General features: G+C 71.5%; 17 protein-coding genes. 3 read left to right on the plus strand and 14 right to left on the minus strand.

The window, feature by feature from the left end; translation table 11 throughout:
* Window positions 1–55: 55 nt before the first annotated feature.
* Both BN159_RS14115 and BN159_RS14120 read right to left on the minus strand, forming a co-directional pair.
* Window positions 56–3,076 carry a putative bifunctional diguanylate cyclase/phosphodiesterase gene (locus BN159_RS14115; protein ID WP_015657655.1) on the minus strand — a complete coding sequence of 1,007 codons (3,021 nt, stop codon included), beginning with the start codon at window positions 3,074–3,076 and terminating at the stop codon, window positions 56–58.
* A gap of 384 nt (window positions 3,077–3,460) precedes the next feature.
* Window positions 3,461–4,435, minus strand: a complete 975-nt coding sequence (locus BN159_RS14120; RefSeq protein ID WP_015657656.1) for a 2-hydroxyacid dehydrogenase — start codon at window positions 4,433–4,435, stop codon at window positions 3,461–3,463.
* Window positions 4,436–4,511: 76 nt separating this feature from the next.
* Here BN159_RS14120 and BN159_RS14125 point away from each other — a divergent pair, with 76 nt between their 5' ends.
* Together BN159_RS14125 and BN159_RS14130 are read left to right on the plus strand one after the other, a co-directional pair.
* Window positions 4,512–5,510: an aldo/keto reductase gene (locus tag BN159_RS14125; protein WP_015657657.1), complete on the plus strand. Its 999-nt coding sequence runs from the start codon at window positions 4,512–4,514 to the stop codon at window positions 5,508–5,510.
* A gap of 100 nt (window positions 5,511–5,610) precedes the next feature.
* Entirely contained in the window at window positions 5,611–6,813 is a 1,203-nt protein-coding gene (locus BN159_RS14130) for a PQQ-dependent sugar dehydrogenase (protein ID WP_015657658.1), read from the plus strand.
* A gap of 10 nt (window positions 6,814–6,823) precedes the next feature.
* Here BN159_RS14130 and BN159_RS14135 read toward each other — a convergent pair whose 3' ends face one another.
* From BN159_RS14135 to BN159_RS14165, 7 genes are all read right to left on the minus strand, one after another.
* The gene (locus tag BN159_RS14135) at window positions 6,824–7,009 is read right to left on the minus strand and encodes a DUF6191 domain-containing protein (protein ID WP_015657659.1); all 186 of its coding nucleotides are present in this window, start codon (window positions 7,007–7,009) and stop codon (window positions 6,824–6,826) included.
* A gap of 40 nt (window positions 7,010–7,049) precedes the next feature.
* On the minus strand, window positions 7,050–10,079 hold the full coding sequence (locus BN159_RS14140; RefSeq protein WP_041819266.1) for a helix-turn-helix transcriptional regulator: 3,030 nt from the start codon (window positions 10,077–10,079) through the stop codon (window positions 7,050–7,052).
* 65 nt (window positions 10,080–10,144) lie between these two features.
* Window positions 10,145–10,330, minus strand: coding sequence for a hypothetical protein (locus BN159_RS14145; protein ID WP_015657661.1), 186 nt, complete (start codon window positions 10,328–10,330; stop codon window positions 10,145–10,147).
* A 195-nt stretch (window positions 10,331–10,525) separates the two neighbouring features.
* Window positions 10,526–11,104 (minus strand): hypothetical protein, encoded by a 579-nt coding sequence (locus BN159_RS14150; protein WP_015657662.1) that lies wholly within the window; start codon window positions 11,102–11,104, stop codon window positions 10,526–10,528.
* 35 nt (window positions 11,105–11,139) lie between these two features.
* Window positions 11,140–11,715, minus strand: coding sequence for a GNAT family N-acetyltransferase (locus BN159_RS14155; RefSeq protein ID WP_015657663.1), 576 nt, complete (start codon window positions 11,713–11,715; stop codon window positions 11,140–11,142).
* Window positions 11,693–13,921 (minus strand): MMPL family transporter, encoded by a 2,229-nt coding sequence (locus tag BN159_RS14160; protein ID WP_015657664.1) that lies wholly within the window; start codon window positions 13,919–13,921, stop codon window positions 11,693–11,695. The genes BN159_RS14155 and BN159_RS14160 overlap by 23 nt, the downstream gene beginning before the upstream one ends.
* A 190-nt stretch (window positions 13,922–14,111) precedes the next feature.
* Window positions 14,112–14,447, minus strand: coding sequence for a hypothetical protein (locus BN159_RS14165; RefSeq protein WP_041819269.1), 336 nt, complete (start codon window positions 14,445–14,447; stop codon window positions 14,112–14,114).
* A 140-nt stretch (window positions 14,448–14,587) separates the two neighbouring features.
* Between BN159_RS14165 and BN159_RS14170 the strand changes: the two genes are divergently transcribed.
* Entirely contained in the window at window positions 14,588–15,394 is an 807-nt protein-coding gene (locus BN159_RS14170; RefSeq protein ID WP_015657666.1) for an SAM-dependent methyltransferase, read from the plus strand.
* A gap of 48 nt (window positions 15,395–15,442) precedes the next feature.
* Here BN159_RS14170 and gatB read toward each other — a convergent pair whose 3' ends face one another.
* The 5 genes from gatB to BN159_RS14195 form a co-directional block, all read right to left on the minus strand.
* The gene (gene gatB / locus BN159_RS14175; RefSeq protein ID WP_015657667.1) at window positions 15,443–16,957 is read right to left on the minus strand and encodes an Asp-tRNA(Asn)/Glu-tRNA(Gln) amidotransferase subunit GatB; all 1,515 of its coding nucleotides are present in this window, start codon (window positions 16,955–16,957) and stop codon (window positions 15,443–15,445) included.
* Window positions 16,958–16,972: 15 nt separating this feature from the next.
* On the minus strand, window positions 16,973–17,212 hold the full coding sequence (locus BN159_RS14180) for a hypothetical protein (protein WP_015657668.1): 240 nt from the start codon (window positions 17,210–17,212) through the stop codon (window positions 16,973–16,975).
* Window positions 17,209–18,711 (minus strand): Asp-tRNA(Asn)/Glu-tRNA(Gln) amidotransferase subunit GatA, encoded by a 1,503-nt coding sequence (gene gatA / locus BN159_RS14185; RefSeq protein ID WP_015657669.1) that lies wholly within the window; start codon window positions 18,709–18,711, stop codon window positions 17,209–17,211. The genes BN159_RS14180 and gatA overlap by 4 nt, the downstream gene beginning before the upstream one ends.
* 6 nt (window positions 18,712–18,717) lie before the next feature.
* Window positions 18,718–19,014 (minus strand): Asp-tRNA(Asn)/Glu-tRNA(Gln) amidotransferase subunit GatC, encoded by a 297-nt coding sequence (gatC, locus tag BN159_RS14190; RefSeq protein ID WP_007384860.1) that lies wholly within the window; start codon window positions 19,012–19,014, stop codon window positions 18,718–18,720.
* A 217-nt stretch (window positions 19,015–19,231) separates the two neighbouring features.
* On the minus strand, window positions 19,232–21,478 hold the full coding sequence (locus BN159_RS14195; RefSeq protein ID WP_015657670.1) for a putative bifunctional diguanylate cyclase/phosphodiesterase: 2,247 nt from the start codon (window positions 21,476–21,478) through the stop codon (window positions 19,232–19,234).
* Window positions 21,479–21,739: the final 261 nt, after the last annotated feature.

A 21,739-nucleotide genomic window follows, 5' to 3' on the forward strand; every position in this document is an offset into this window, starting at 1 on the left:
GTACGAGAATTCGGGTGCGCATGGCACTGACCCTCCCCCCGGCACGCATCGCGTGTCAAGGTGGTGGGACGGGCGTCTCATTATGTGAGCGAAGGGCACTGCCGCCTCCGAGAACAGCGGGCACACCTCCGGTGTACACCCCTGCCCCGCCCCTGTGCATGCCGCGTTCACCGCCCGCGAACGCGGGCTCGACCGGGCTGTGAGGGACCGGATAGTGGCCGGATCCGAGCGCTCTGCGCAGCCGGTACTCGTCCAGCGGTCCGGAGAAGGCCATGCCCTGTCCATGGGTGCAGCCCATCGCGCGCAGGGCCGCGATCTGCTCGGGCAGGTCCACGCCCTCCGCCAGGGACTGGAGCCCCAGGTCGGCGGCGATCCGCAGCAGCCCGCTGGTGATCTTGTGCAGTCGCGCGGACTCCACGACGCCCTCGACCAGCCCGCGGTCCAGCTTGAGGATGTCCACGGGGAGCCTGCGCAACGCGGTGATCGCCGCACCGCCACTGCCGAAGCCGTCCAGGGCGATCCGCACGCCCAGTCTGCGCAGCGCGCCCAGCCGGCGCTCCAGCTCGTCCAGCGAGACCCGTACGTCCGTGTCGGACAGCTCGATGATCAGCGCGCCCGACGGCAGGCCGTGCCGGGTGAGCAGGGCCTCGATCGAGTCCAGCGGCATCGAGCGTTCCAGCAGCCGACGCGCGCTCATCCGTACCGCGACCGGCACCGAGACACCCGTCGTGGTGCGCTCGGCGGCCTGTTCCACGGCCTCCTGGAGCATCCAACGGCCCAGCTCGGCGGTCTTGTCGCTGTCCTCGGACACCCGCAGGAACTCGGCGGGCGTGAACAGCACCCCTTGCGAGGACCGCCAGCGCGCCTGCGCGGCGACCGACGTGATCCGGCCGTCCTCGAGGGACACCACCGGCTGGTGCAGCAGCGCGAACTCGCCGTCGTGCAGCGCGGCCCGCAGCCGCGTCGCCAGCTCCGCCTTGCGTACGACGTCCTGCTGCATCTGCGGCTTGTACAGCTCGACCCGGCCCTTGCCTGCCGCCTTGGCGCGGTACATCGCCAGGTCGGCGTTGCGCAGCAGCTCGCCCGCGCCGAGGCCGGGCTCGGCGAAGGCGACCCCGATGGAGGCGGCGACCCGGACATCGTTGCCGTCGATGACGTACGGCTGCGACAGCGTGACCCTGAGGCGGTCGGCGAGCTCCAGGAGGTGCCGTTCGCGTGCGGTGCGGTCACGGGTGCCGTCTCCGACGATGAGCGCGGCGAACTCGTCGCCGCCCAGTCTGGACGCGGTGTCGCCGTGCCGCACCGCCTCCTGGAGCCGCCGGGCGGCCTGGACGAGCAGCTCGTCCCCGGCCTGGTGCCCGATCGTGTCGTTGACGGCCTTGAAACCGTCCAGGTCGATGAAGAGGACGGCCGTACCGCGCAGGGCGGCACCGCGGTCGGAGGCACGGCGGCCGGACAGGGCCTGTTGCACGCGCTTGGTGAACAGGGCGCGGTTGGGCAGGTCGGTGAGCGGGTCGTGCTCGGCGTTGTGCTGGAGCTGCGCCTGGAGGCGCACTCTTTCGGTCACGTCCCGGCTGTTGAAGATGAGCCCGCCGTGATGACGGTTGACGGTGGACTCGACGTTCAGCCAGCCGCCCTCGCCGGACCGGAACCGGCACTCGATGCGCGTAGTGGGTTCCTCGGGCGGGCTGGCGGCGAGGAAGCGGCGCACCTCGTGCACCACACAGCCCAGGTCCTCCGGGTGGATGAGGTTGGCCAGTTCGGTACCCACCAGCTCCTCCGCGGGGCGGCCGTAGACGCCGGCCGCGGCCGGGGAGACATAGCGGAGGATGCCGTTCGGGGCGGCGATCATGATGACGTCGCTTGAGCCCTGCACCAGGGAGCGGAAGTGGTTCTCCTTCTGGGCCAGTTCCTGGGTGAGGGTGATGTTGTCGATCAGCATGATGCCCTGGCGCATCACCAGGGCGAGCACGACGGTGCCGCCGGTGATGAGCACGACGCGGTCGACGCTGCGGCCGTGAAGGACGTTGTAGAGAATCCCCAACGTGCAGACGGCGGCGGCGAGATAGGGCGTGAGCGCGGCCAGCGAGCCGGCGATCGGGCGGGCCGCCGGGTACCGGCTGCGATCACCTCCCGGTGCGGGCAGTTGGGGGTGGCTGCCGCCGCGCTGTCCCGGCACGTGCTCGTGCACCACGCGCGTGTGTCCCTCGCTCTCCTGCCGCTCGGCGTCGCGGCCCCGGGGGGCGGCCCAGGGGGCGTAGGCGAGCAGCAGCGAGCCGGCGAACCAGCCCGCGTCGAGAAGCTGTCCTGAACGGTAGTTGTTGTGCATCAGCGGAGAGGTGAACAGGGCGTCGCACATCACGGTCAGGGCGAGCGCGCCGATCGCGGTGTTGACCGCGGTGCGGTTCACCGACGAGCGCCTGAAGTGCAGCGCGAGCACCATGCTGACCAGGGCGATGTCCAGCAGCGGATAGGCCAGCGAGAGCGCGGTGTGCGAGACGCTCGTCGCCTCGGACTCGGCCGCGGTCTGGGCGAGGGCGAGGCTCCATGACAGGGTCAGCAGGGAGCCGCCGATCAGCCAGGCGTCCAGACCCAGACAGACCCAACCGGCCTTGGTCACCGGGCGCTTGGCGAGCACCAGCAGCCCCACGATGGCGGGCGGGGCGAAGCAGAGGAAGAACCCGTCCGCGTAGCTGGGGCTGGGCACGGGACGCCCGAGTACGACCTCGTACCACCCCCAGACGAGGTTGCCGAGGGCCGCCATGACCGAGGAGAGGGCGAACAGCAGCCAGGCGGGACGAAAGCGGATACGGCGGCTGCGGGCGTAGAGGAAACAGCTCACGGCGGCCGCCGCGGCCGCGGCGCTGAGCCCGAAGTCACCCATGATCAGCGCGAGTTCGTCCGAACCCCAGCCGAGCGCGGAACCGACGGCGTATCCCGCGCAGACCACGGCCAGAACGAGTTGGGGGACCATGCCGGACCCGGCGCCGGAGGACGGCGGCCGGGGCAGCGCCCCCGACGAAGGACGGGCCCGCAACGCTCCGTTGAGGGTGGTCGTGGGAGGCGGCGAGGTCACCGGTCCCTCCCGGTCCGCGCCGCTCCCGGGTCCCGAGTGTCCCGGTGCGCTGGGTGCGCATGCCTGCGGCGGCTGCTGTGCCTGCGGTGATGGCTGTGGTGGTGGTTGCCGTGATGGCCGCGTCTGCGCGCGGCCGTGCGCCAGGGTCGCCGCCGGCGGCCCCGCCGCGTCGGATCGTTGGTCCATAGGCCGTGCATCGCCCGTCGCCCCCCTCACAGTCTCAAATGTCCATCCCCGGCGCCGAACGGTGCGCGGCGCAGCCCCTGTCGGGACGATACACCAGTCTCGTCACTCAGGGACATAGGTTCTCTACGCTCCGTGACGATCAGCGGGGATGCGGGCACGGACCGCGTTCAGAGGATTGCGGAGGGTACCCGAACCGGATTACGTGGCCGTTGCGTCCGTCGACGGGCCGCTGGGTGTGCCCGTCGTAAGGATCACGTTGCGCAGGGGCTCCCGGTTCACGAAACGGCTCAATTGGTCGACCAGCAGTCGTTTGGCGCGGGGCATGAAGGCGGAAGTGGGCCCGCCCACGTGAGGGCTGATGAGCACGCCGGGCGCCTGCCACAAGGGGTGGGCGGGGGGCAGGGGTTCGGGGTCGGTGACGTCGAGGGCGGCGGTGATGCGCCCGGTCTCCAGCTCGGCGAGCAGGGCCTTGGTGTCGACGACTCCACCGCGGGCCACGTTGACCAGGAGCGCGCCGTCCTTCATCCGGGCCAGGAAGCCCGAATCGACCAGGTGGCGAGTGGATTCGGTCAGCGGCGTGGACAGCACCACGACGTCCGCCTCGGGGAGCAGGGCGGGGAGTTGGGTGAGTGGGTGCACTGGCCCGCGCGCCGTGGTGCGCTCGGAGCGCGCGACGCGCGCCACCCGCGCGAGCTCGAACGGCGCGAGCCGGTCCTCGATGGCGGCGCCGATGGAGCCGTAGCCGACGATGAGGACGGTCCTGTCGGCCAGCGCGGGCCGGAACCCGCCGAGCCACTCCCCCCTGTCCTGGGCGCGCACGAAGTCGGGGACGCCGCGCAGCGAGGCCAGGATCAGCGCGAGGGTCAGCTCGGCGGTGCTCGCCTCGTGCACCCCGCGCGCATTGCAGAGGTGGACGCCGGGACGCAAGTGCCGCATGCCCGGCTCGACATGATCAGTACCGGCGGACAGTGTCTGGACGACCTGAACGGAGCTCATCCGCGGCAGCGGGCGCTGCCCGAGCCCCGGCGGCTTCATGTAGGGGACGACATAGAAGGCGCACGCGGCGGGGTCCGCGGGGTAGTCCTCGGCACCGTCCCAGAAACGGTACTGCGGCCCTTCGGGGAGCCCCTCGATCTCTTCCGGCGGGATGGGAAGCCACACGTCAGGAGTCATGCTCAGGAGGCTATGTCAGGTGGCCTGAACGGCATTGGTTAGGTTGGGGTGCCGGAAGAGGGAGGGTTACGGCCAGGTGGAGCGCAGGACGATCGGCGCGGCGGCGCTCGTGGTGGGGGCTGTCGGACTCGGGTGCATGCCGATGAGCTGGGCGTACAGCGGATCGCGGCAGCGCGGTGACGAGTCGCTGAGGGCCGTGCACCGGGCGCTCGATCTGGGCTCGACGCTGCTGGACACCGCCGACATGTACGGCCCGTTCACCAACGAGCTGTTGCTGGGGCGGGTGTTGAAGGAGCGGCGGCCGGAGGCCTTCGTGTCGACGAAGGTCGGACTGCTGGTCGGCGAGCAGCACATCGTCGCCAACGGCCGCCCCGGGTACGTGAAGCGGGCGTGCGACGCCTCGCTGCGGCGCCTCCAGACGGATGTGATCGACCTGTACCAGCTGCACCGCGCCGACCCCGAGATCCCGGTCGAGGAGACCTGGGGGGCGATGGCGGAGCTCGTCCAGGCCGGAAAGGTACGGGCGTTGGGCATGTGCGCGGTCGGCGCGCGCGGCGGTCGGCGGTCCGGGGCGGGCCTGCACGACAGCACGCTCCGGCAGTTGCGGCGGATGCAGCAGGTCTTCCCGGTGAGCGCGGTGCAGGCGGAGCTGTCGGTGTGGTCACCGGAGGCGCTGGAGTCGCTGCTTCCGTGGTGCGAGGCGCGCGGGATCGGCTTCCTGGCGGCGATGCCGCTCGGCAACGGCTTCCTCACCGGCACGCTGACCCCGGGCGAGGGCTTCGAACCGGACGACGTCCGCGCTCGCCACCCTCGCTTCACGGCGGAGATGATGGCGGCCAACCAGCCCATAGTCGTGGGCCTGCGCCGCATCGCCCGCCGCCACGGGGAGCACGTCACCCCGGCCCAGGTGGCTCTGGCCTGGGTCATGGCCCAGGGCAACCACGTGGTCCCGGCCCCCGGCGCCAAGCGGGAACGCTGGGTGACGGAGAACGCCGGGGCGGCGGAGCTGCGGCTCACGGCGGAGGACCTGGCGGAGATCGGGATGCTGCCGGGGGCTCGGGGGTCGTGGGACTGAGGGTCCCGCAGTCGGCCTGACCTGCGGCGCTCCGGAGGGCGGCCGCGGCGGGCGCGATTCGGGATCCCGTGATCGGGAACCTGTGGGGCGCGAGCGGTGTATGACAAGTAGTAGCCGCCCCGTCGAAGGGACCATGATCGTGCAACGTCGAGCTGTGACGGCCGTATTGGCCGCGGCCGCGCTCCTGCTGACGGCCGGGTGCTCCTCCGACGACGAAGGGGGATCGTCCGCCGGGGGTGACGGCACGGCGTCGAGCGATACGACGTCGGCGGCGCCCTCCTCCGGGACGACGGAGGAGGCCGCGCCCGCGAAGGGCTCCGCCGAGGTGGTGCGCACCGTCGCCGAGAATCTGAAGTCGCCCTGGGGCCTGGCCCCGCTCCCCGACGGCACCCTGCTCGTCTCCTCGCGCGACGAGGCCACGATCACCCGGGTGGATCCCAAGACGGGCAAGCAGACCGAGCTGGGCGAGGTGCCCGGGGTCTCCCCGGCCGGCGAGGGCGGCCTGATGGGCCTCGCGCTCTCCCCGGACTACGCCTCGGACCACATGATCTACGCCTACTTCACCTCGGCGTCCGACAACCGCATCGTCCGCATGCTGTACGAGGAGGGCAAGCCGTCCGGCGAGCAACTGGGCGCACCCGACACGATCTTCCGGGGCATCCCCAAGGGCTTCGTCCACAACGGCGGCCGGATCGCGTTCGGCCCCGACAAGATGCTCTACGCGGGCACCGGCGAGAGCGGCGAGGAGGGCCTGTCCCAGGACAAGGAGTCCCTGGGCGGCAAGATCCTGCGCCTGACCCCCGAGGGCGAACCCGCCCCGGGCAACCCCTTCCCCGACTCCCCCGTGTACTCCTACGGCCACCGCAATGTGCAGGGCCTGGCCTGGGACAGCAAACAGCGCCTGTTCGCCGCGGAGTTCGGGCAGGACACCTGGGACGAGCTGAACGCGATCAAGCCGGGCGACAACTACGGCTGGCCGGAGGCGGAGGGCAAGTCCGACGACCCGGCGTTCCACAACCCGATAGCCCAGTGGACCACCGACGAGGCCTCCCCCAGCGGCATCGCCTACGCCGAGGGCTCGATCTGGATGGCGGGCCTGAGGGGCGAGCGCCTGTGGCGGATCCCGCTGAAGGGCACGGAGGCGGCGGCGGAACCGCAGGCGTTCCTGGAGGGCGACTACGGCCGACTGCGCACGGTGGCACCGGCGGACGGCGACAAGCTGTGGCTGGTCACCAGCAGCACGGACGGCCGGGGCAGCCCGGAGGACTCGGACGACCGGATTCTGGAGGTGCGGGTGAGCTAGAACCGACGGCTCAGTCCTCGTCCGGCTCCGACTCCGACTCCGGTTTCCGTACGACGACCTTCCCGGACGCCAGATCTATCGGCCCCCGTCCCGGATCCGCGTCCCCCACGTCCACCCGGGTGAGTTCCAGCCTGTTCCGCTCATCGCGGGTGTGCTTGCGGCCAGGTGCGAACAGTTCCTCGAAGGGGTTGAACATCGCTTCCCTTTCCGTGGCGCGTGGCGGAGTCAGTCACTGGTCATCCGGCCCCCACCCGCTCCCCGTCCCCCATCGCGAACAGCCCCATGCGATGAGCCACCGCCGCCGCCTCGCCCCGCCCGGCGACACCCAGCTTGGCGAGGATGTTGGAGACGTGAACGCTGGCCGTCTTCGGGGAGATGAAGAGTTCCTCGGCTATCTGACGGTTGGTGCGGCCGGCGGAGACCAGGCGCAGGACGTCGTGTTCGCGGGTGGTGAGGCCGAGGGTGTCGGTTGAGGGGCGGCGGGCGTCGGACGTCAGGGGCAGGCGGGCCCGCTGGGCGAGCGCGGTGACCTCGTCGGCCAGGGGGCGGGCGCCCAGATGCTCGGCGACCGCGTGGGAAAGGCGGAGCAGGTCCGCCGCGGGCGCGCGGTCGTGCTCGTCGCCCGCCGTGAGCAGCGCCTCGGCGAGCCGGTGGCGGACCTGGGCGAGGTCGTAGGGACGCTGGAGCTGTTCGAAGGCGGTGACCACCGTCGACCAGAGATCGACCGGAGTGTGTCCCTCGGCGCGCTGGAGTTCGGCGCGGACCCACTGATCGTAGGCGTGCCAGACGGGGGCGTCGGTGGTGAGGGTCTTGACGGCGGTGAGGACACGTTCCAGGGTCTCCGCGCGGCCCTCCTGGGCTGCGGGCAGGTCCCGGGCGTCGGCCTCGGCGGTGGCGGCGGCCAGCAGCAGGGGCCAGGCGTAGCGCTGGGTGCCGGGCTGGAAGCCGGTGTCGAGGGTGCGCGCGAGTTCGGCACGGGCGTCGGGGAGGCGGCCCTCGGTGGCGGCGAGGGCGATGGCGAGCCGGGACAGCGGCAGGGTGTTCTGCGGCATGGGGTCGTGGGTGCCGTAGGAGGCGCGGCCGTCGGCCAGGTGCCGGGCCGCCTCCTCCAGGTGCCCGCGGGACAGGGCGACGTGGGCCAGGCAGCGGGCGGCGCAGCCGTGTGGCTTGGCGACCTGTCCCGTGCGCTGGGCGGTGACCGCCGCCTCGGTGGCCTCGTCCCAGCGGCCCAGGGGGATCAGCGCCTCGGCGAGGTTGGCCCAGATCCAGGCCTCGGAGTCGCGCAGGCCGCGGTCCTGGGTGAGCCTGAGCCCCTCCTGGAGGATGCCCAGCGCCTCCTCGGGACGGCCGATGCCCACCAGGACGGACCCGAGGTTGATGTGGACCCGTCCGATCACGGAGGGCAGTCCGAGGGGCAGGGCCTGCTCGCGCACCTCGTGCATCAGGGCGAGCCCGGCCTCGATGTCCCCCGCGTCGACGACGAGGAGGCCGAGCGTGAGCCGGGCGTTCAGCTCGATGTCGGTGGCACCGACCATGCGCGCGTACTCGACGGCGCGCTCGGCCGCGGTCATCGCGTCGGGGCCCGGCGCACGGACCATGGCCCAGGCGGCGACGGTGGCCAGCACCTCGGCGTGCACCTCGGACGGCGGCAGCCCGCAGACCAGGTCCTTGGCGGTCTCGATCTCCTGCCAGCCGTCGCCTCGGCCCTGCGCCGGGATCAGCCGAGAGCGCTGGATCCAGAACCAGGCGGACCGCAGCGGATCGCCCTCCGCCTCCAGGAGGTGCAGCGCCCGCTTGGTGATCTTCAGTGCGCGTTCCCGCTCCCCGCAGAGCCGTCCGGCGACGGCGGCCTCGGCCATCAGGTCGAGATAGCGCAGGGGTGTGGTGGCGGGATCGCAGCCGCAGGGCGGGTAGGCCTCGGCGTAGTCGACGGGGCGAAGCCCCGCGCGTACGTCCTCGGGGGCGGTCTCCCACAGCTCCATCGCGCGTTCCAGGAGGCGCAGTTGCTCGGAGTAGGCGTGCCGGCGGCGGGCCGTGACGGAGGCGTCGAGGACGGCGGGGAGGGCCTTGGCGGGGTCGTGGGCGTGGTACCAGTAGCTGGCCAGGCGCATCACGCGTTCGTCGGCCGGGACGAGGCCCGGGTCGGCCTGGAGGGCCTCGGCGTAGGCGCGGTTGAGGCGGGAGCGTTCGCCGGGCAGCAGGTCGTCGCCGACGGCCTCGCGGACCAGGGAGTGCCGGAAGCGGTAGCCGTCGCCGCCGGGCGCGGGGGTGAGGATGCTGGCGCCCACAGCGGCTCGCAGTGCCTCGATGAGGTCGTCCTCGGCGAGCCGGGCGACGGCGGCGAGCAGCCGGTACTCCACGGTGGAGCCGCCCTCGGCGACGATCCGGGCGACCCGCTGGGCGGTCTCGGGCAGCGCCTCGACCCGCACCAGGAGCAGATCGCGCAGGGAGTCGGTGAGCCCGGTGCAGCAGCCCTCGTGGGAGGCGACGGCGAGTTCCTCGACGAAGAAGGCGTTGCCGTCGGAGCGTTCGAAGATCTCGTCGACCTGGTCGGGGTCGGGTTCGGCGGCGAGGATCCCGGCGATCTGGCGCCCGACCTCGGCGTGGGTGAAGCGGTCCAGTTCGATCCGGCGGACGGTGCGCAGCCGGTCGAGTTCGGCGAGCAGGGGGCGCAGCGGGTGGCGGCGGTGGATGTCGTCGGCGCGGTAGGTGGCGAGGACGACCAGGCGGCCGGTGCGCAGGGTGCGCAGGAGGTAGGCGAGGAGGTGCCGGGTGGAGGCGTCGGCCCAGTGCAGGTCCTCCAGGGCGAGCACGACCGTGCGGTCGGCGGTGACGCGTTCCAGCAGCCGTGCGGTGAGTTCGAAGAGGCGGGCGGTGCCGTTCTCGTCGTGGCGGCCGGGGCCGGTGGCGCCGAGTTCGGGCAGCAGCCGGGCCAGTTCCTCCTCCTGGCCCTGGGCGGCAGCGGCCAGTTCGGTGGGGAGGGCGTGGCGCAGGGCGCGCAGGGCGGTGGAGAAGGGGGCGAAGGGCAGTCCGTCGGCGCCGATCTCGACACAGCCGCCGAGCGCGACGACGGCGCCGCCGTCGGTGGCGTGGTGCGCGAACTCCTCGACCAGGCGGGTCTTGCCGACCCCGGCCTCGCCGCCGAGCAGCAGCGCCTGCGGCTCGCCCGTGTCAGCACGGGCGAGCGCGTCCTTCAGGGTCTGAAGCTCCTCGGCGCGGCCGACGAACACGGGGCTGACGGACTGGGTCTCCACTTGCCAGAGCATCGCATGCGGCGCTGACGGTGGGGCACCGGTTTTCTCGGTGTGCCCCACCGTCAACCCCCCGGTGCTCATGCGGTGCGGGCGGTGCGGAGCCGGCCGCGGCGGGAGATATGGCTCTCGCTCTCGGCGGCCCGTCCGGCGGCTTCCCGGCGGGCGGCGCGGCGGCTGCGGACGGCCTCGCGGGCCAGGCGCTCGTTGTCGGCCTCGCGGATCAGGTCGGCGGAACGGAGGTGGTGAAGCTCGTACTCGAACATGGTGTCCCCTGTGGAGAGTTGGTTTTCGCGGCTGCTTGCTGCGATGACTCAACTTTCGTCTCCCAGGGGGGTCCGCCACATCGGGAGAGTTCCGCATCTTCGGCGGCGCCGAGGGCCTTAGACGCGCAGAAGGGGCCTCAGAGGCTCCGTAAGGTGCTTACGGATGCTCTAAGACCCCTCAGGACCTGCGGTGATTCAGCTGGTGGAGGGCAGTCCGAGCATGACGTCGGTGTACTTGAGGACCGCGAGGAGCAGGCCGATCACGCCGAGCGCGACGCCCGCCCAGGAGACCGACTTGATCCAGACCGGCTGCGGCTGACCCGGGGCGCCGAACGCCGGCCGGGCGAGGGTCAGGACGCCGACGATCAGCGCGACCAGGGCGAACGCACCGCCCCACAGCGCGGTGGTCTGCCAGGCGTCGCCGTAGACGGCCTCCAGCTGCTGGGCGACGCTCGCGTTCGAGGCGGCCTGCATCTCCAGCTGGCCGGTGATCTCGCTGCGCGCCGCGGCCACGGTGCCGACCCAGCTGCCGGTCAGCGCGACCAGGCCGAGCGCGGCGGAGACGACCGCGGCGGCGCCCTGGCCGACGAAGGAGGAGCCCTCCTGCGCGTCCGGGGTCAGCTCGGCGAGGTCGTCGCTGTCGTCGCCGTTCTCGAGGATCTCGGCGTCGGCCTCGATGGCGTCCTCGGTCTTGTTGACGTCCGCGGGCTCGGTGGCCTCGACGGCCTCCTGCTTCTCGGCGGTCTTCGTCTCGTCCACTGTCTTCGTTCCCATGTCTCGCACCGTACGGAGGCTGTCTGAGAGCTTTCTTAATGATCGCTGTGCGTGGCACGCGCGCGTGCGTCGTGCCATTCGGGGGCGAGGATCGCCCAGATCTCGGTGTCGTGGCGAACGCCCTTGTGGGGCCAGTTCTCCCGCAGTACGGCCTCCCGGCTCATGCCGAGCCGCCGGGCCACGTTGAGGCTGGGTTCGTTGGCCGCCGCGGCATGCCACTCCACCCGGTGCATGCCGCGCTCACCGAAGGCGAAGTCGAGGAGCACCCGCATCGCGCGGGTGACGAGCCCGCGGCCGGTCCCGGCGGGCTCCAGCCAGCAGCCGACCTCGCAGTTGCGGCTGTCCGCGTCGAAGTTCAGGAAGAGCACTCCGCCGACGAGCTTCCCGTCCAGCCACAGTCCGTGCAGCGAGCCGGTGTCGGCGGCGCGCATGTCGGCGTAGCGCTGGAGGACCTCGCGGGCGCCGGCGGTGTCCTTGGCCTTCGAGCCGAACGGGACGTACTGGTTGATGAAGTCCCGGCCGCGTTCCAGGTGGGCCAGGAACTCCTCGGCGTGCCAGGGCTCCAGGGGCCGCAGTTCAGCGCCGTCGTCACCCAGCGATATCGCGTACATCGTCCCGCCGCTCCTCATCGAACTCCTCCACGACGTCGGCCAGCCTCTCATGGGCGGCGCGCGCCTCGGGCGGCTCGATGCTGATCCGCGGCAGCCGGGCGTCCAGCCAGCGGGGCAGCCACCAGTTGGCGCCGCCGAGGAGGTGCATGAGGGCGGGGACGAGCAGGGTGCGCAGGACGAAGGCGTCCAGGGCGACGGCGGCGGCGAGCGCGATGCCGAACATGGCGATCACGCGGTCGCCGCTGAGCACGAAGGCGAGGAAGACCGAGATCATGATGACCGCGGCGGAGTTGATCACCCGGCTGGTCTCGGCGAGGCCGATCCGCACGGCCCGCCGGTTGTCGCCGGTCTCCAGCCACTCCTCGTACATCCGGCTGACCAGGAACACCTGGTAGTCCATGGAGAGCCCGAACAGCACGGACACCATGATCACGGGGAGGAAGGGCTCGATCGGCCCGGCCCGGCCGAGGCCCAGCAGCTCGCTGCCCCAGCCCCACTGGAAGATCGCGACGACGACTCCGAAGGCCGCGGCCACGGCGGCGATGTTCATCGCGGCGGCCTTCAGCGGGATGCCGATGGACCGGAAGGCGAGCAGGAGCAGCAGACAGCCGAGGCCGACCACGACGCCCACGAACAGGGGCAGCTTGCCGACGATGACGTCGGCGAAGTCGTCGTAGCCCGCGGTCACACCGCCGACCTGGAGGTCGAGCGAGGTGCCGGTCTCCGCGCGGGGCAGCACCTCGGAGCGCAGCCGCTCGACGAGATCGCTGGTCTTCTGGGACTGCGGCGAGGATTCGGGGATCAGCGTGAGATACGCGGTGTCCCCCGCCGGGTTGTAGGTCACGGGGGTCACCGAGGCGACGCCCTCGGTGGACCGGAGCGTGGCGTCGAGGCTGTCCAGGGCGAGTTCGTCGTCGCCGCCGTCGACGTGCGTCACCAGCGTCAGGGGTCCGTTGACGCCGGGGCCGAAGCCGTCGGCGAGGAGGTCGTAGGCCTGCCGGGTGGTGGCGGTCTGCGGGTTGTTGCCCTGGTCGGAGGTGCCCAGGCGCAGGGAGAGCGTGGGCAGCGCGAGCAGGGTGATGACGACCAGGGCGAGGGCGCCGAGCAGCTTGGGGTGGCGTTCGACGAAGGCCGACCAGCGGGCTGCGAGCCCGGTCGGCAGCTCCGGCTCGGGGCCGTGCTCGACCAGCCTGCGCCGTTCGCGGCGGCTGAGGGCGCGCATGCCGATGAAGGAGAGCAGGGCGGGCAGCAGGGTCACGGAGGCCGCGACGGTCAGCACCACGGTCAGCGAGGCCGCGAGGGCGACGCCGTTGAGGAAGTTCAGCCGCAGGATCAGCATGCCCAGCAGGGCGATGCAAACGGTGGCACCCGCGAACACGACCGCCCGTCCGGTGGTCGCGACGGCGTTGGTGATGGACTCGGCGACGGGCAGCCCGCGCTTCAGTCCGCGCCGGTGCCGGGTGACGATGAAGAGCGCGTAGTCGATGCCGACGCCGAGCCCGATCAGCATGCCGAGCATGGGGGCGAAGTCGGCGACGGTCATGGCGTGCCCGAGCAGCACGGTCCCGGCGTAGGCGGTGCCGACGCTGACCAGGGCCGTGGCGATGGGCAGCAGGGAGGCGGCGAGCGAGCCGAAGGCGAGGAAGAGCACGACGGCGGCGACCGCCACCCCGACCACCTCGGCGATATGCCCGCCGGAGGACTCGGTGAGCGCGACGGCGGAGCCGCCGAGCTCCACCTGGAGCCCGTCGGTCTCGGCGTCCTTGGCGGTGTCGACCACCGCCTGCGCCTCGGCCCGGTCGATGTTCTCGGCGCTGTCCTCGAAGGTGACGGTGGCGTAGGCGGTACGTCCGTCCTCGCTGACCTGGGCCGCGCCGTGCTCGTCGGACGGGCCGGTGACGGCGGCCACGCCGGGCAGCTCGGCGATCTTCTCCAGGGTGCGGTCCATCGTCTGCTGCACGTCGGCGGCCCGGACGGTGCCGGAGTCGGTGTGCCAGACGATCGTGTCGCTGTCCCCGCCGAGGCCCTGGAAGCCGTCCTGGAGGAGCTGGGTGGCGCGGCCCGACTCGGTGCCGGCGACCTCGTAGTCGTTGGAGTACGCGGAGCCCGCGACCGCGGCGGCGGCGCTCACCCCGACGAGGGCGACGAGCCACAGCAGTACGGCGACGAGGCGGCGCTGGACACACCAGCGTGCGAGTGCAGCCACGAACGTGCTCCCGGGGACGATGTGTGGATCTTTGACCGGGAACAGAGGTTCATCAAATGAACAGCCCGCAAAGAACGCATGAGCAATGCCCTGCCACTCTTACAGGCGAAAGTGATCGATTGCGGCATTCGTGGGTTTATTCACAGGAGTGCGAGGCAGATCACAGGACAGTAACGGCCCCGCTGTCACGTCAGTCGAACTGGTCTCCGAACGCCATCACGGTCACCCCGGCGATCAGCAGCCACAGCGCCCGCCGGGTACGGCCCCGGGAGCCGAGGAAGGCCGCGAGACCGCAGACGAGGGCGCCGACGGCATAGGCGGCCGGGACGAGCGCGGGGGCGGAGCCGGTGGCGCGCAGCGTCGAGGCGGCGAGACCCGCGAGGGCCAGCAGCGCACCGACCGTGACGGCGGTCCAGCGGGCCCGTCGCGCGTCGTGCACCTCGTCCGTCTCATCCGCCTCGTCCGCCTCGGCTATGTCCGGCGGGTGCTCGGAGGCGGCGTGCTCGGAATTGGTGCGTCCACTCATGGCGGGCGAGCGTAGCGTGTTCCGCCAAGAGACCCCGGGCCCGTCCGGCCCTCGACCGAAGCAGGTGTGTTGTTTGAGCGTGCTCACGAGCTCCTCCGTATCCCTTTCCGCCTCTCAGGACTCAAGGAGCCCGTTCACCGATGTCAGACATCACCACCCCGAGGATCTCGGATGAGGCCCTCACCGAGCGGCTGACCCACGCGCTGTACCCGCGCAGCAACGCCTACGACGTCCGCTGGGTCATCGAGAACCAGATGGGCCCGAACGCGCTGTGGCTGCTGGAGTGGCTCGCGCCCGCGCTGGGCCTGGACGCCCTGCGCCCCTGCGCCCGCGTGCTCGACCTCGGCTGCGGTCGGGCGATGACCTCGGTCTTCCTCGCCAGGGAGTACCACGCCCAGGTCACCGCGGCCGATCTGTGGATCGGTCCGGACGACAACGCACGGCGGATCGCCGAGGCCGGTTTCGCCGACCGGGTGCTGCCCGTCCACACCGAGGCGCACGATCTGCCGTTCGCCGAGGCGAGCTTCGACGCGATCGTGAGCATCGACGCCTACCAGTACTTCGGCACGAACGACCTGTATCTGCCCACGCTGACCCGGCTGCTGAAGCCGGGCGGGCGGATCGGGATCGTCGTACCGGCTCTGCGCGAGGAGATCGACGGCGTGGAGCCGCCGGAACACCTCCGGCAGTGGTGGGAGCCCGACTTCTGGTGCTTCCACACCGCCGACTGGTGGCGCCGCCACTGGACCCGCAGCGGGGCCGTCGAGGTCGAGGCGGCCGACTGGCTGGACGACGGCTGGCGGGACTGGCTGCTGTGGTGCGAGGTCGTCGCCGAGGAGAGTCCCGAGGAGTTCCATCGCACGATGGCCCGCAGGGTCGGCGAGATGGTGCGCGCCGACCAGGGGCGGGCGCTGGGGTTCGTACGGCTCGTAGGACGCCGTAAGTAGGCCAATGGCCCCGGAGGTCGATCCTCCGGGGCCATTCGCGTGTCGGCCTCAGCCTTCGCTGACGCCCAGCTTCTCCAGGATCAGCTCCTTGACGCGGGCGGCGTCGGCCTGGCCACGGGTGGCCTTCATGACCGCGCCGACCAGGGCGCCGGCCGCGGCCACCTTGCCGCCGCGGATCTTGTCGGCGATGCCCGGGTTCCCGGCGATGGCCTCGTCGACCGCCGTACCGAGCGCCGAGTCGTCGGAGACGACCTTCAGACCGCGCTTGTCGACGACCTCGTCCGGGGTGCCCTCGCCCGCGAGGACGCCCTCGATGACCTGACGAGCCAGCTTGTCGTTCAGGTCGCCCTTCGAGACCAGCTCGGTGACGCGCGCGACCTGGACGGGCGTGATGGCCAGCTCGTCCAGCGAGGTGCCCGACTCGTTGGCGCTGCGGGCGAGTTCACCCATCCACCACTTACGGGCGGAGGCCGCGTCGGCACCGGCGTCGATGGTAGCGACGATCAGGTCCAGCGCACCGGCGTTGAGGATCGCCTGCATGTCCAGGGCCGTGATGCCCCACTCCGCGAGGAGCCGGGTACGACGGGCCAGCGGCATCTCGGGCAGCGCCGCGCGGATCTCCTCGACCCACTCACGGGACGGGGCGACCGGCACCAGGTCGGGCTCCGGGAAGTACCGGTAGTCCTCGGCCTCCTCCTTTACACGGCCCGAGGTCGTGGACCCCGTGTCCTCGTGGAAGTGGCGGGTTTCCTGGATGATCGTGCCGCCGGAGGACAGCACGGCCGCGTGCCGCTGGATCTCGAAGCGGGCCGCACGCTCCACGGACCGCAGCGAGTTGACGTTCTTCGTCTCGGAGCGCGTGCCGAACTTCTCGGTGCCGTTCGGGCGCAGCGAGAGGTTCACGTCGCAGCGCATCTGGCCCATCTCCATGCGGGCCTCCGACACACCGAGCGCCTTGATGAGCTCGCGCAGCTCACGGACGTACGCCCGCGCGACCTCGGGAGCGCGCTCGCCCGCACCCTCGATCGGCTTGGTGACGATCTCGATGAGCGGGATGCCCGCGCGGTTGTAGTCCAGCAGCGAGTGCGAGGCGCCGTGGATACGGCCGGTGGCACCGCCGACGTGCGTCGACTTGCCGGTGTCCTCCTCCATGTGGGCGCGCTCGATCTGCACCCGGAAGGTCTCGCCGTCCTCCAGCTGTACGTCGAGATAGCCGTTGAAGGCGATCGGCTCGTCGTACTGGGAGGTCTGGAAGTTCTTCGGCATGTCCGGATAGAAGTAGTTCTTCCGGGCGAAGCGGCACCACTCGGCGATCTCGCAGTTCAGCGCGAGACCGATCTTGATCGCCGACTCGACGCCGGTCGCGTTGACGACCGGGAGCGCGCCGGGCATGCCGAGGCAGACGGGGCAGGTCTGGGTGTTCGGGTCGGCGCCGAGCGTCGTCGAACAGCCGCAGAACATCTTGGTGTTGGTGCCGAGTTCGACATGGACCTCAAGGCCCATGACGGGGTCGTACGACGCCAGCGCGTCCTCGTACGACACCAGGTCGGTCGTGGTGGTCACGGTGAAACTTCCCTCTCAGCCCAGCAGGACGTCGTCGTCGCCCAGCCGCTTCAGCTCGCGGTACAGGATGGCGAGGCCGGTGACGATGGCGGCGGCGGAGACGGTGGCGTCGATCAGCCGCAGCGTGTCGTTCTCCAGCCGCGCCTTCTTCATCTGCTTGACGACGCTCACCGCGCCGAACGCGGTGGTGGCGATGGACAGGTACGTGCCGGACTTGGACTTCTTGAAGTCCTTGGCCTTGGACAGCTTGCTCACAGCGACGGAGCCTCCTCAAGAAGCGGGTGGCCCCACTTTTCCACGAAGGCGGCCTCGACAGCGGCGCCCACCTTGTAGAGCCGGTCGTCCTGCATCGCCGGGGCGATGATCTGGAGGCCGACCGGGAGGTTGTCCTCCGGCGCCAGACCGCACGGCAGCGACATGGCCGCGTTGCCCGCGAGGTTGGTGGGGATGGTGCACAGGTCCGCGAGGTACATCGCCATCGGGTCGTCGGCACGCTCGCCGATCGCGAAGGCGGTGGTGGGCGTCGTCGGCGAGACGATGACGTCGACCTGCTCGAAGGCCTTCTCGAAGTCGCGCGTGATGAGCGTGCGGACCTTCTGGGCGCTGCCGTAGTAGGCGTCGTAGTAGCCGCTCGACAGGGCATACGTGCCGAGCATGATGCGGCGCTTGACCTCGGGGCCGAAGCCCGCCTCACGGGTGAGGGAGGTGACCGCCTCGGCGGAGTTCGTGCCGTCGTCGCCGGTCCGCAGGCCGTAGCGCAGGCCGTCGAAGCGGGCGAGGTTGGAGGAGCACTCGGACGGCGCGATCAGGTAGTACGCCGACAGCGCGAGGTCGAAGGACGGGCAGTCCAGCTCGACGATCTCCGCGCCCAGCTCCTTGAGGAGGGCCACGGACTCGTCGAAGCGCTGGATGACACCGGCCTGGTAGCCCTCGCCGCGGAACTGCTTGACGACGCCGACGCGCATGCCGGCGACGCTGCCGTTGCGGGCGGCCTCGACGACCGGCGGGACCGGGGCGTCGATGGAGGTGGAGTCCATCGGGTCGTGCCCGGCGATGACCTCGTGCAGCAGGGCCGCGTCCAGGACGGTGCGGGCGCAGGGCCCGCCCTGGTCCAGGGAGCTGGAGAAGGCGACCATGCCGTAACGGGACACGGCCCCGTACGTCGGCTTCACACCGACCGTGCCGGTGACGGAGGCCGGCTGGCGGATGGAACCGCCGGTGTCGGTGCCGATGGCGAGCGGGGCCTGGAAGGAGGCGAGGGCCGCGGACGACCCGCCACCGGAGCCACCGGGGATCTTGGTGAGGTCCCAGGGGTTGCCGGTCGGCCCGTACGCGCTGTTCTCGGTGCTCGACCCCATGGCGAACTCGTCCATGTTGGTCTTGCCGAGGATGACGACGTCAGCGGCCTTGAGCCGCTTGGTGAGGGTGGCGTCGTACGGCGGAATCCAGCCCTCGAGGATCTTCGAGCCGACGGTCGTCGGGATGCCCTCGGTGGTGAAGATGTCCTTGAGCGCGAGCGGGACGCCGGCGAGCGGCCCGAGCTTCTCGCCCTTGGCGCGCTTCTCGTCGACGGCGCGGGCCTGCGCGAGGGCGCCCTCGCGGTCGACGTGCAGGAAGGCGTGCACCTTCTCGTCGACGGCCTCGATGCGGGCGAGGTGGGCCTCGGTGACCTGGACGGCCGTGAGCTCGCCGGAGGCGATCTTCGCGGCGGTCTCGGCGGCGGTGAGCTTGATGATGTTGACGTTGTCCGTCATGACTTCTTAGTCCTCCCCCAGGATCTGCGGCACCTTGAAACGCTGCTGCTCCTGGGCCGGGGCGCCGGAGAGCGCCTGCTCGGGGGTGAGCGACGGACGGACCTCGTCCGCCCGCATGACGTTCGTCAGCGGGAGCGGGTGCGAGGTCGGCGGTACGTCTTGGTCGGCGACCTCGCTGACGCGGGCGACCGCGCCGATGATGTCGTCCAGCTGGCCGGCGAAGTGTTCAAGCTCTTCGGGCTTCAGCTCCAGACGCGCCAGCCGGGCGAGGTGGGCGACCTCCTCGCGCGTGATGCCAGGCATGCAGCGATCCTCTGGGGTGAGTGTGTGTGGTTTGGGGCCAATCCTATGGGGCGGGGGGCCGTGCCCGTGAAACGGTTTCCCGTTGTCAGCCCGTCCGGCGTTTGAGGACGAGGCCCCTTCGGGGCCTATGGGGGTCCAGGGGGCGGAGCCCCCTGGTGGGGTTGCCAAGGGGCCACGCCCCTTTGGGATGGGACGGGTAGGGGCGGCGGGGGCGAAACTACTCGTCGGTCGCCGCCGCGGGCAGTGCGGCGCGCGGTCGCTGCCAGCCGCGTGATCCGCGGGCCCGCAGCCAGGCCGTGGTCTCCTCGGGCGGCATCGCGGCAGCGACCAGCCAGCCCTGTACGGCGTCGCAGCCCAGGTCGCGCAGCCGCTCCCAGGTCTCGTCGTCCTCGACGCCCTCGGCGACCACGAGCAGGCCGAGCGAATGGGCCAGGTCCACCGTGCAGCGCACGATCTCCGCGTCCTCGTTGTCGACGGCGAGCCGGGCCACGAAGGAGCGGTCGATCTTCAGTTCGCTGACGGGCAGCCGACGCAGATGGACGAGGGAGGAGTAGCCGGTGCCGAAGTCGTCCAGGGACATCTTCACGCCGTGCCCGGTCAGCCCCGCCAGGGTGTCGGCGGCGCGCTGCGGGTCCTCCAGCAGGACATGCTCGGTTATCTCCAGCTGGAGCGCTCCCGCCGGGACGCCGTGCCGGGCAAGACGGGCGGCCACGGATCCGGCGAAGCCCGGCGTGTGGACATCACGCGGGGAGACATTCACGGCGACCGGGACGTGCAGCCCCTGGGCCCGCCACTTGGCGACCTGGCCGAGCGCCGTCTCCAGCACGTACTCGGTGAGGTAGGGCATCAGTCCGGAGGACTCGGCGATCGCTATGAACTCGTCCGGCGGCACCTTCCCGCGCTCCGGGTGCACCCAGCGGACCAGCGCCTCCAGACCGGCCACCTGGCCGTCGAAGCGGACCTTGGGCTGGTAGTGGAGCTGCACCTCGTGCGCGTCGAGGGCCCTTCTGAGATCGCCGAGCAGGCCGAGGCGGTCCGGGGTGTTGGAGTCCCGCTTGGACTCGTAGACCTCCACGCCGGTGCGGTCCCGCTTCGCCTGGTACATCGCCACGTCCGCGCGGCGCAGCAGGCCCTCGGCGTCCAGAGCGTGGTCGGGGAAGACGGCGACTCCGGCACTGGCCTCCAGGACCAGGGTGAGGCCGTCGAGGTCGAGCGGGGAGCTGAGGTCGGCGACCAGACTGCGGGCGACGCGGGTCGCGGAGGTCGTGGAGTCGGCCACCGGCAGTAAGACGGCGAACTCGTCACCACCCAGGCGGGCGGCCTCGGCGCCGCGCGGCAGGGCCAGGCGCAGCCGGTCGGCGATCTGGAGCAGCAGCCGGTCCCCGGCGAGATGGCCCAGCGTGTCATTGACCGATCGGAATCGGTCCAGGTCGATCAGCATCAGCGCGGACCGGGCACCGATCCGCTCGGCGTCGTCGAGCGCGGTCCAGATGCGCTCCAGCAGCCACTGCCGGTTGGGCAGCCCGGTCAGCGGGTCGCGCAGCTGCTCCTCGGCGCGGGCCCTGGCTATCCACAGGGTGGAGTCGAGGGCGATCAGCGGGATGGAGAACAGCGGGAGCAGCACCGGCTTGGCCATGGCGACGACGCAGACCAGCGGGGCGATGCCGAGCAGGGCGACCGCGACGAGGCCCTGCCTGACCAGGGCGGTGCGGGCGACGGTGGGCAGGCCCTTGTGGCGCGGGGCGTGCAGGTACCACAGCAGGGTGCGGCTGACCACGAGGTAGGCGGCGGCGACCAGCACCACCTCGGGGGCGGTGTAGAAGGTCCAGCTCTCGGGGTTCCAGGGGTCCTCGACGGAGGGCACCCGGCCGAAGGCGGCGAGCACCAGGGCGCCGGCGGCGATGCCGAGGATGTCCACCGAGCCGTGCAGGACGCCCTGCCGCCAGCGGTGGCGCCGGGCTATCCCGACCAGGACGACGACGGTGAGGCTGACCATTCCGGCGGGCACCCAGCCGTAGAGCATCAGGACGGCGAGGGTGAGGGCGGCGCCGGAGCCGGTGCCGCCCCACCAGCGGGCGCGGCCGAGGGCGACGAGATGGCCGACGATGATGCCGGTGAGCAGGGCCAGCGACCAGCCGACGGTACCGGACGGGAAGAGGGCGTGGTCGCCGGTGAAGGCGCGGTAGAACCCGGCACCGAGCACGAAGCCGGCCGCCGCGACGACGGCCGCGGGCAGCGCGGGCCAGGACAGGTGCCGGTCGGACTCACTCCCGGGCAGACCGGTGACGGGTTCGACGGTGAGCTGTGCGGCGCCGCGACTGTCCGCCGCGAGCGCTCCGGGGATGCGCCCGGCCATTTCCGGGCGCCAGGCGCCCCACCCGGACCAGCGGCCGGTCCGCCAGGCGCCGGTGAACCGGCGCAGGCGCAGCCGTGAGTCCGGGGCGGCGCTCTCGGTCGGTTCCATTCCCGTCCCTCTCACAGCCGGCGGTGCCCACGCCACGCGGTCCGCTGCCCGACATCCTCTGGCAGCACCGCGTCGGAAAACCCTTCCCCCGGCTCACCAAGAGCAAGGGAATGCCCCAACCGCAGCTGGGCACGGCAGGCGCACATCTCAACAGTAGGCCGCAGAAGGCTTCCACGGGCAGCGGTCGTCGACGGTTGCCCGAATGCGCCCCAGCCACCCGTATGCATCTGGTATGCGCCGATCGGGTGGCCTTCAACCGCT

The sequence above is a fragment of the Streptomyces davaonensis JCM 4913 genome (genome assembly GCF_000349325.1).
Lineage (GTDB): Bacteria > Actinomycetota > Actinomycetes > Streptomycetales > Streptomycetaceae > Streptomyces > Streptomyces davaonensis.

What these genes read in the sequence shown, in the direction of transcription:
- BN159_RS14120 (WP_015657656.1), bottom strand. Translation starts at nt 4,435, where the DNA reads ATGACTCCTGACGTGTGGCTTCCCATCCCGCCGGAAGAGATCGAGGGG.
- BN159_RS14165 (WP_041819269.1), bottom strand. Translation starts at nt 14,447, where the DNA reads ATGAGTGGACGCACCAATTCCGAGCACGCCGCCTCCGAGCACCCGCCG.
- BN159_RS14150 (WP_015657662.1), bottom strand. Translation starts at nt 11,104, where the DNA reads ATGGGAACGAAGACAGTGGACGAGACGAAGACCGCCGAGAAGCAGGAG.
- BN159_RS14140 (WP_041819266.1), bottom strand. Translation starts at nt 10,079, where the DNA reads ATGCTCTGGCAAGTGGAGACCCAGTCCGTCAGCCCCGTGTTCGTCGGC.
- BN159_RS14145 (WP_015657661.1), bottom strand. Translation starts at nt 10,330, where the DNA reads ATGTTCGAGTACGAGCTTCACCACCTCCGTTCCGCCGACCTGATCCGC.
- BN159_RS14135 (WP_015657659.1), bottom strand. Translation starts at nt 7,009, where the DNA reads ATGTTCAACCCCTTCGAGGAACTGTTCGCACCTGGCCGCAAGCACACC.
- gatA (WP_015657669.1), bottom strand. Translation starts at nt 18,711, where the DNA reads ATGACGGACAACGTCAACATCATCAAGCTCACCGCCGCCGAGACCGCC.
- BN159_RS14155 (WP_015657663.1), bottom strand. Translation starts at nt 11,715, where the DNA reads ATGTACGCGATATCGCTGGGTGACGACGGCGCTGAACTGCGGCCCCTG.
- gatC (WP_007384860.1), bottom strand. Translation starts at nt 19,014, where the DNA reads ATGCCTGGCATCACGCGCGAGGAGGTCGCCCACCTCGCCCGGCTGGCG.
- BN159_RS14130 (WP_015657658.1), top strand. Translation starts at nt 5,611, where the DNA reads ATGACAAGTAGTAGCCGCCCCGTCGAAGGGACCATGATCGTGCAACGT.
- BN159_RS14170 (WP_015657666.1), top strand. Translation starts at nt 14,588, where the DNA reads ATGTCAGACATCACCACCCCGAGGATCTCGGATGAGGCCCTCACCGAG.
- BN159_RS14195 (WP_015657670.1), bottom strand. Translation starts at nt 21,478, where the DNA reads ATGGAACCGACCGAGAGCGCCGCCCCGGACTCACGGCTGCGCCTGCGC.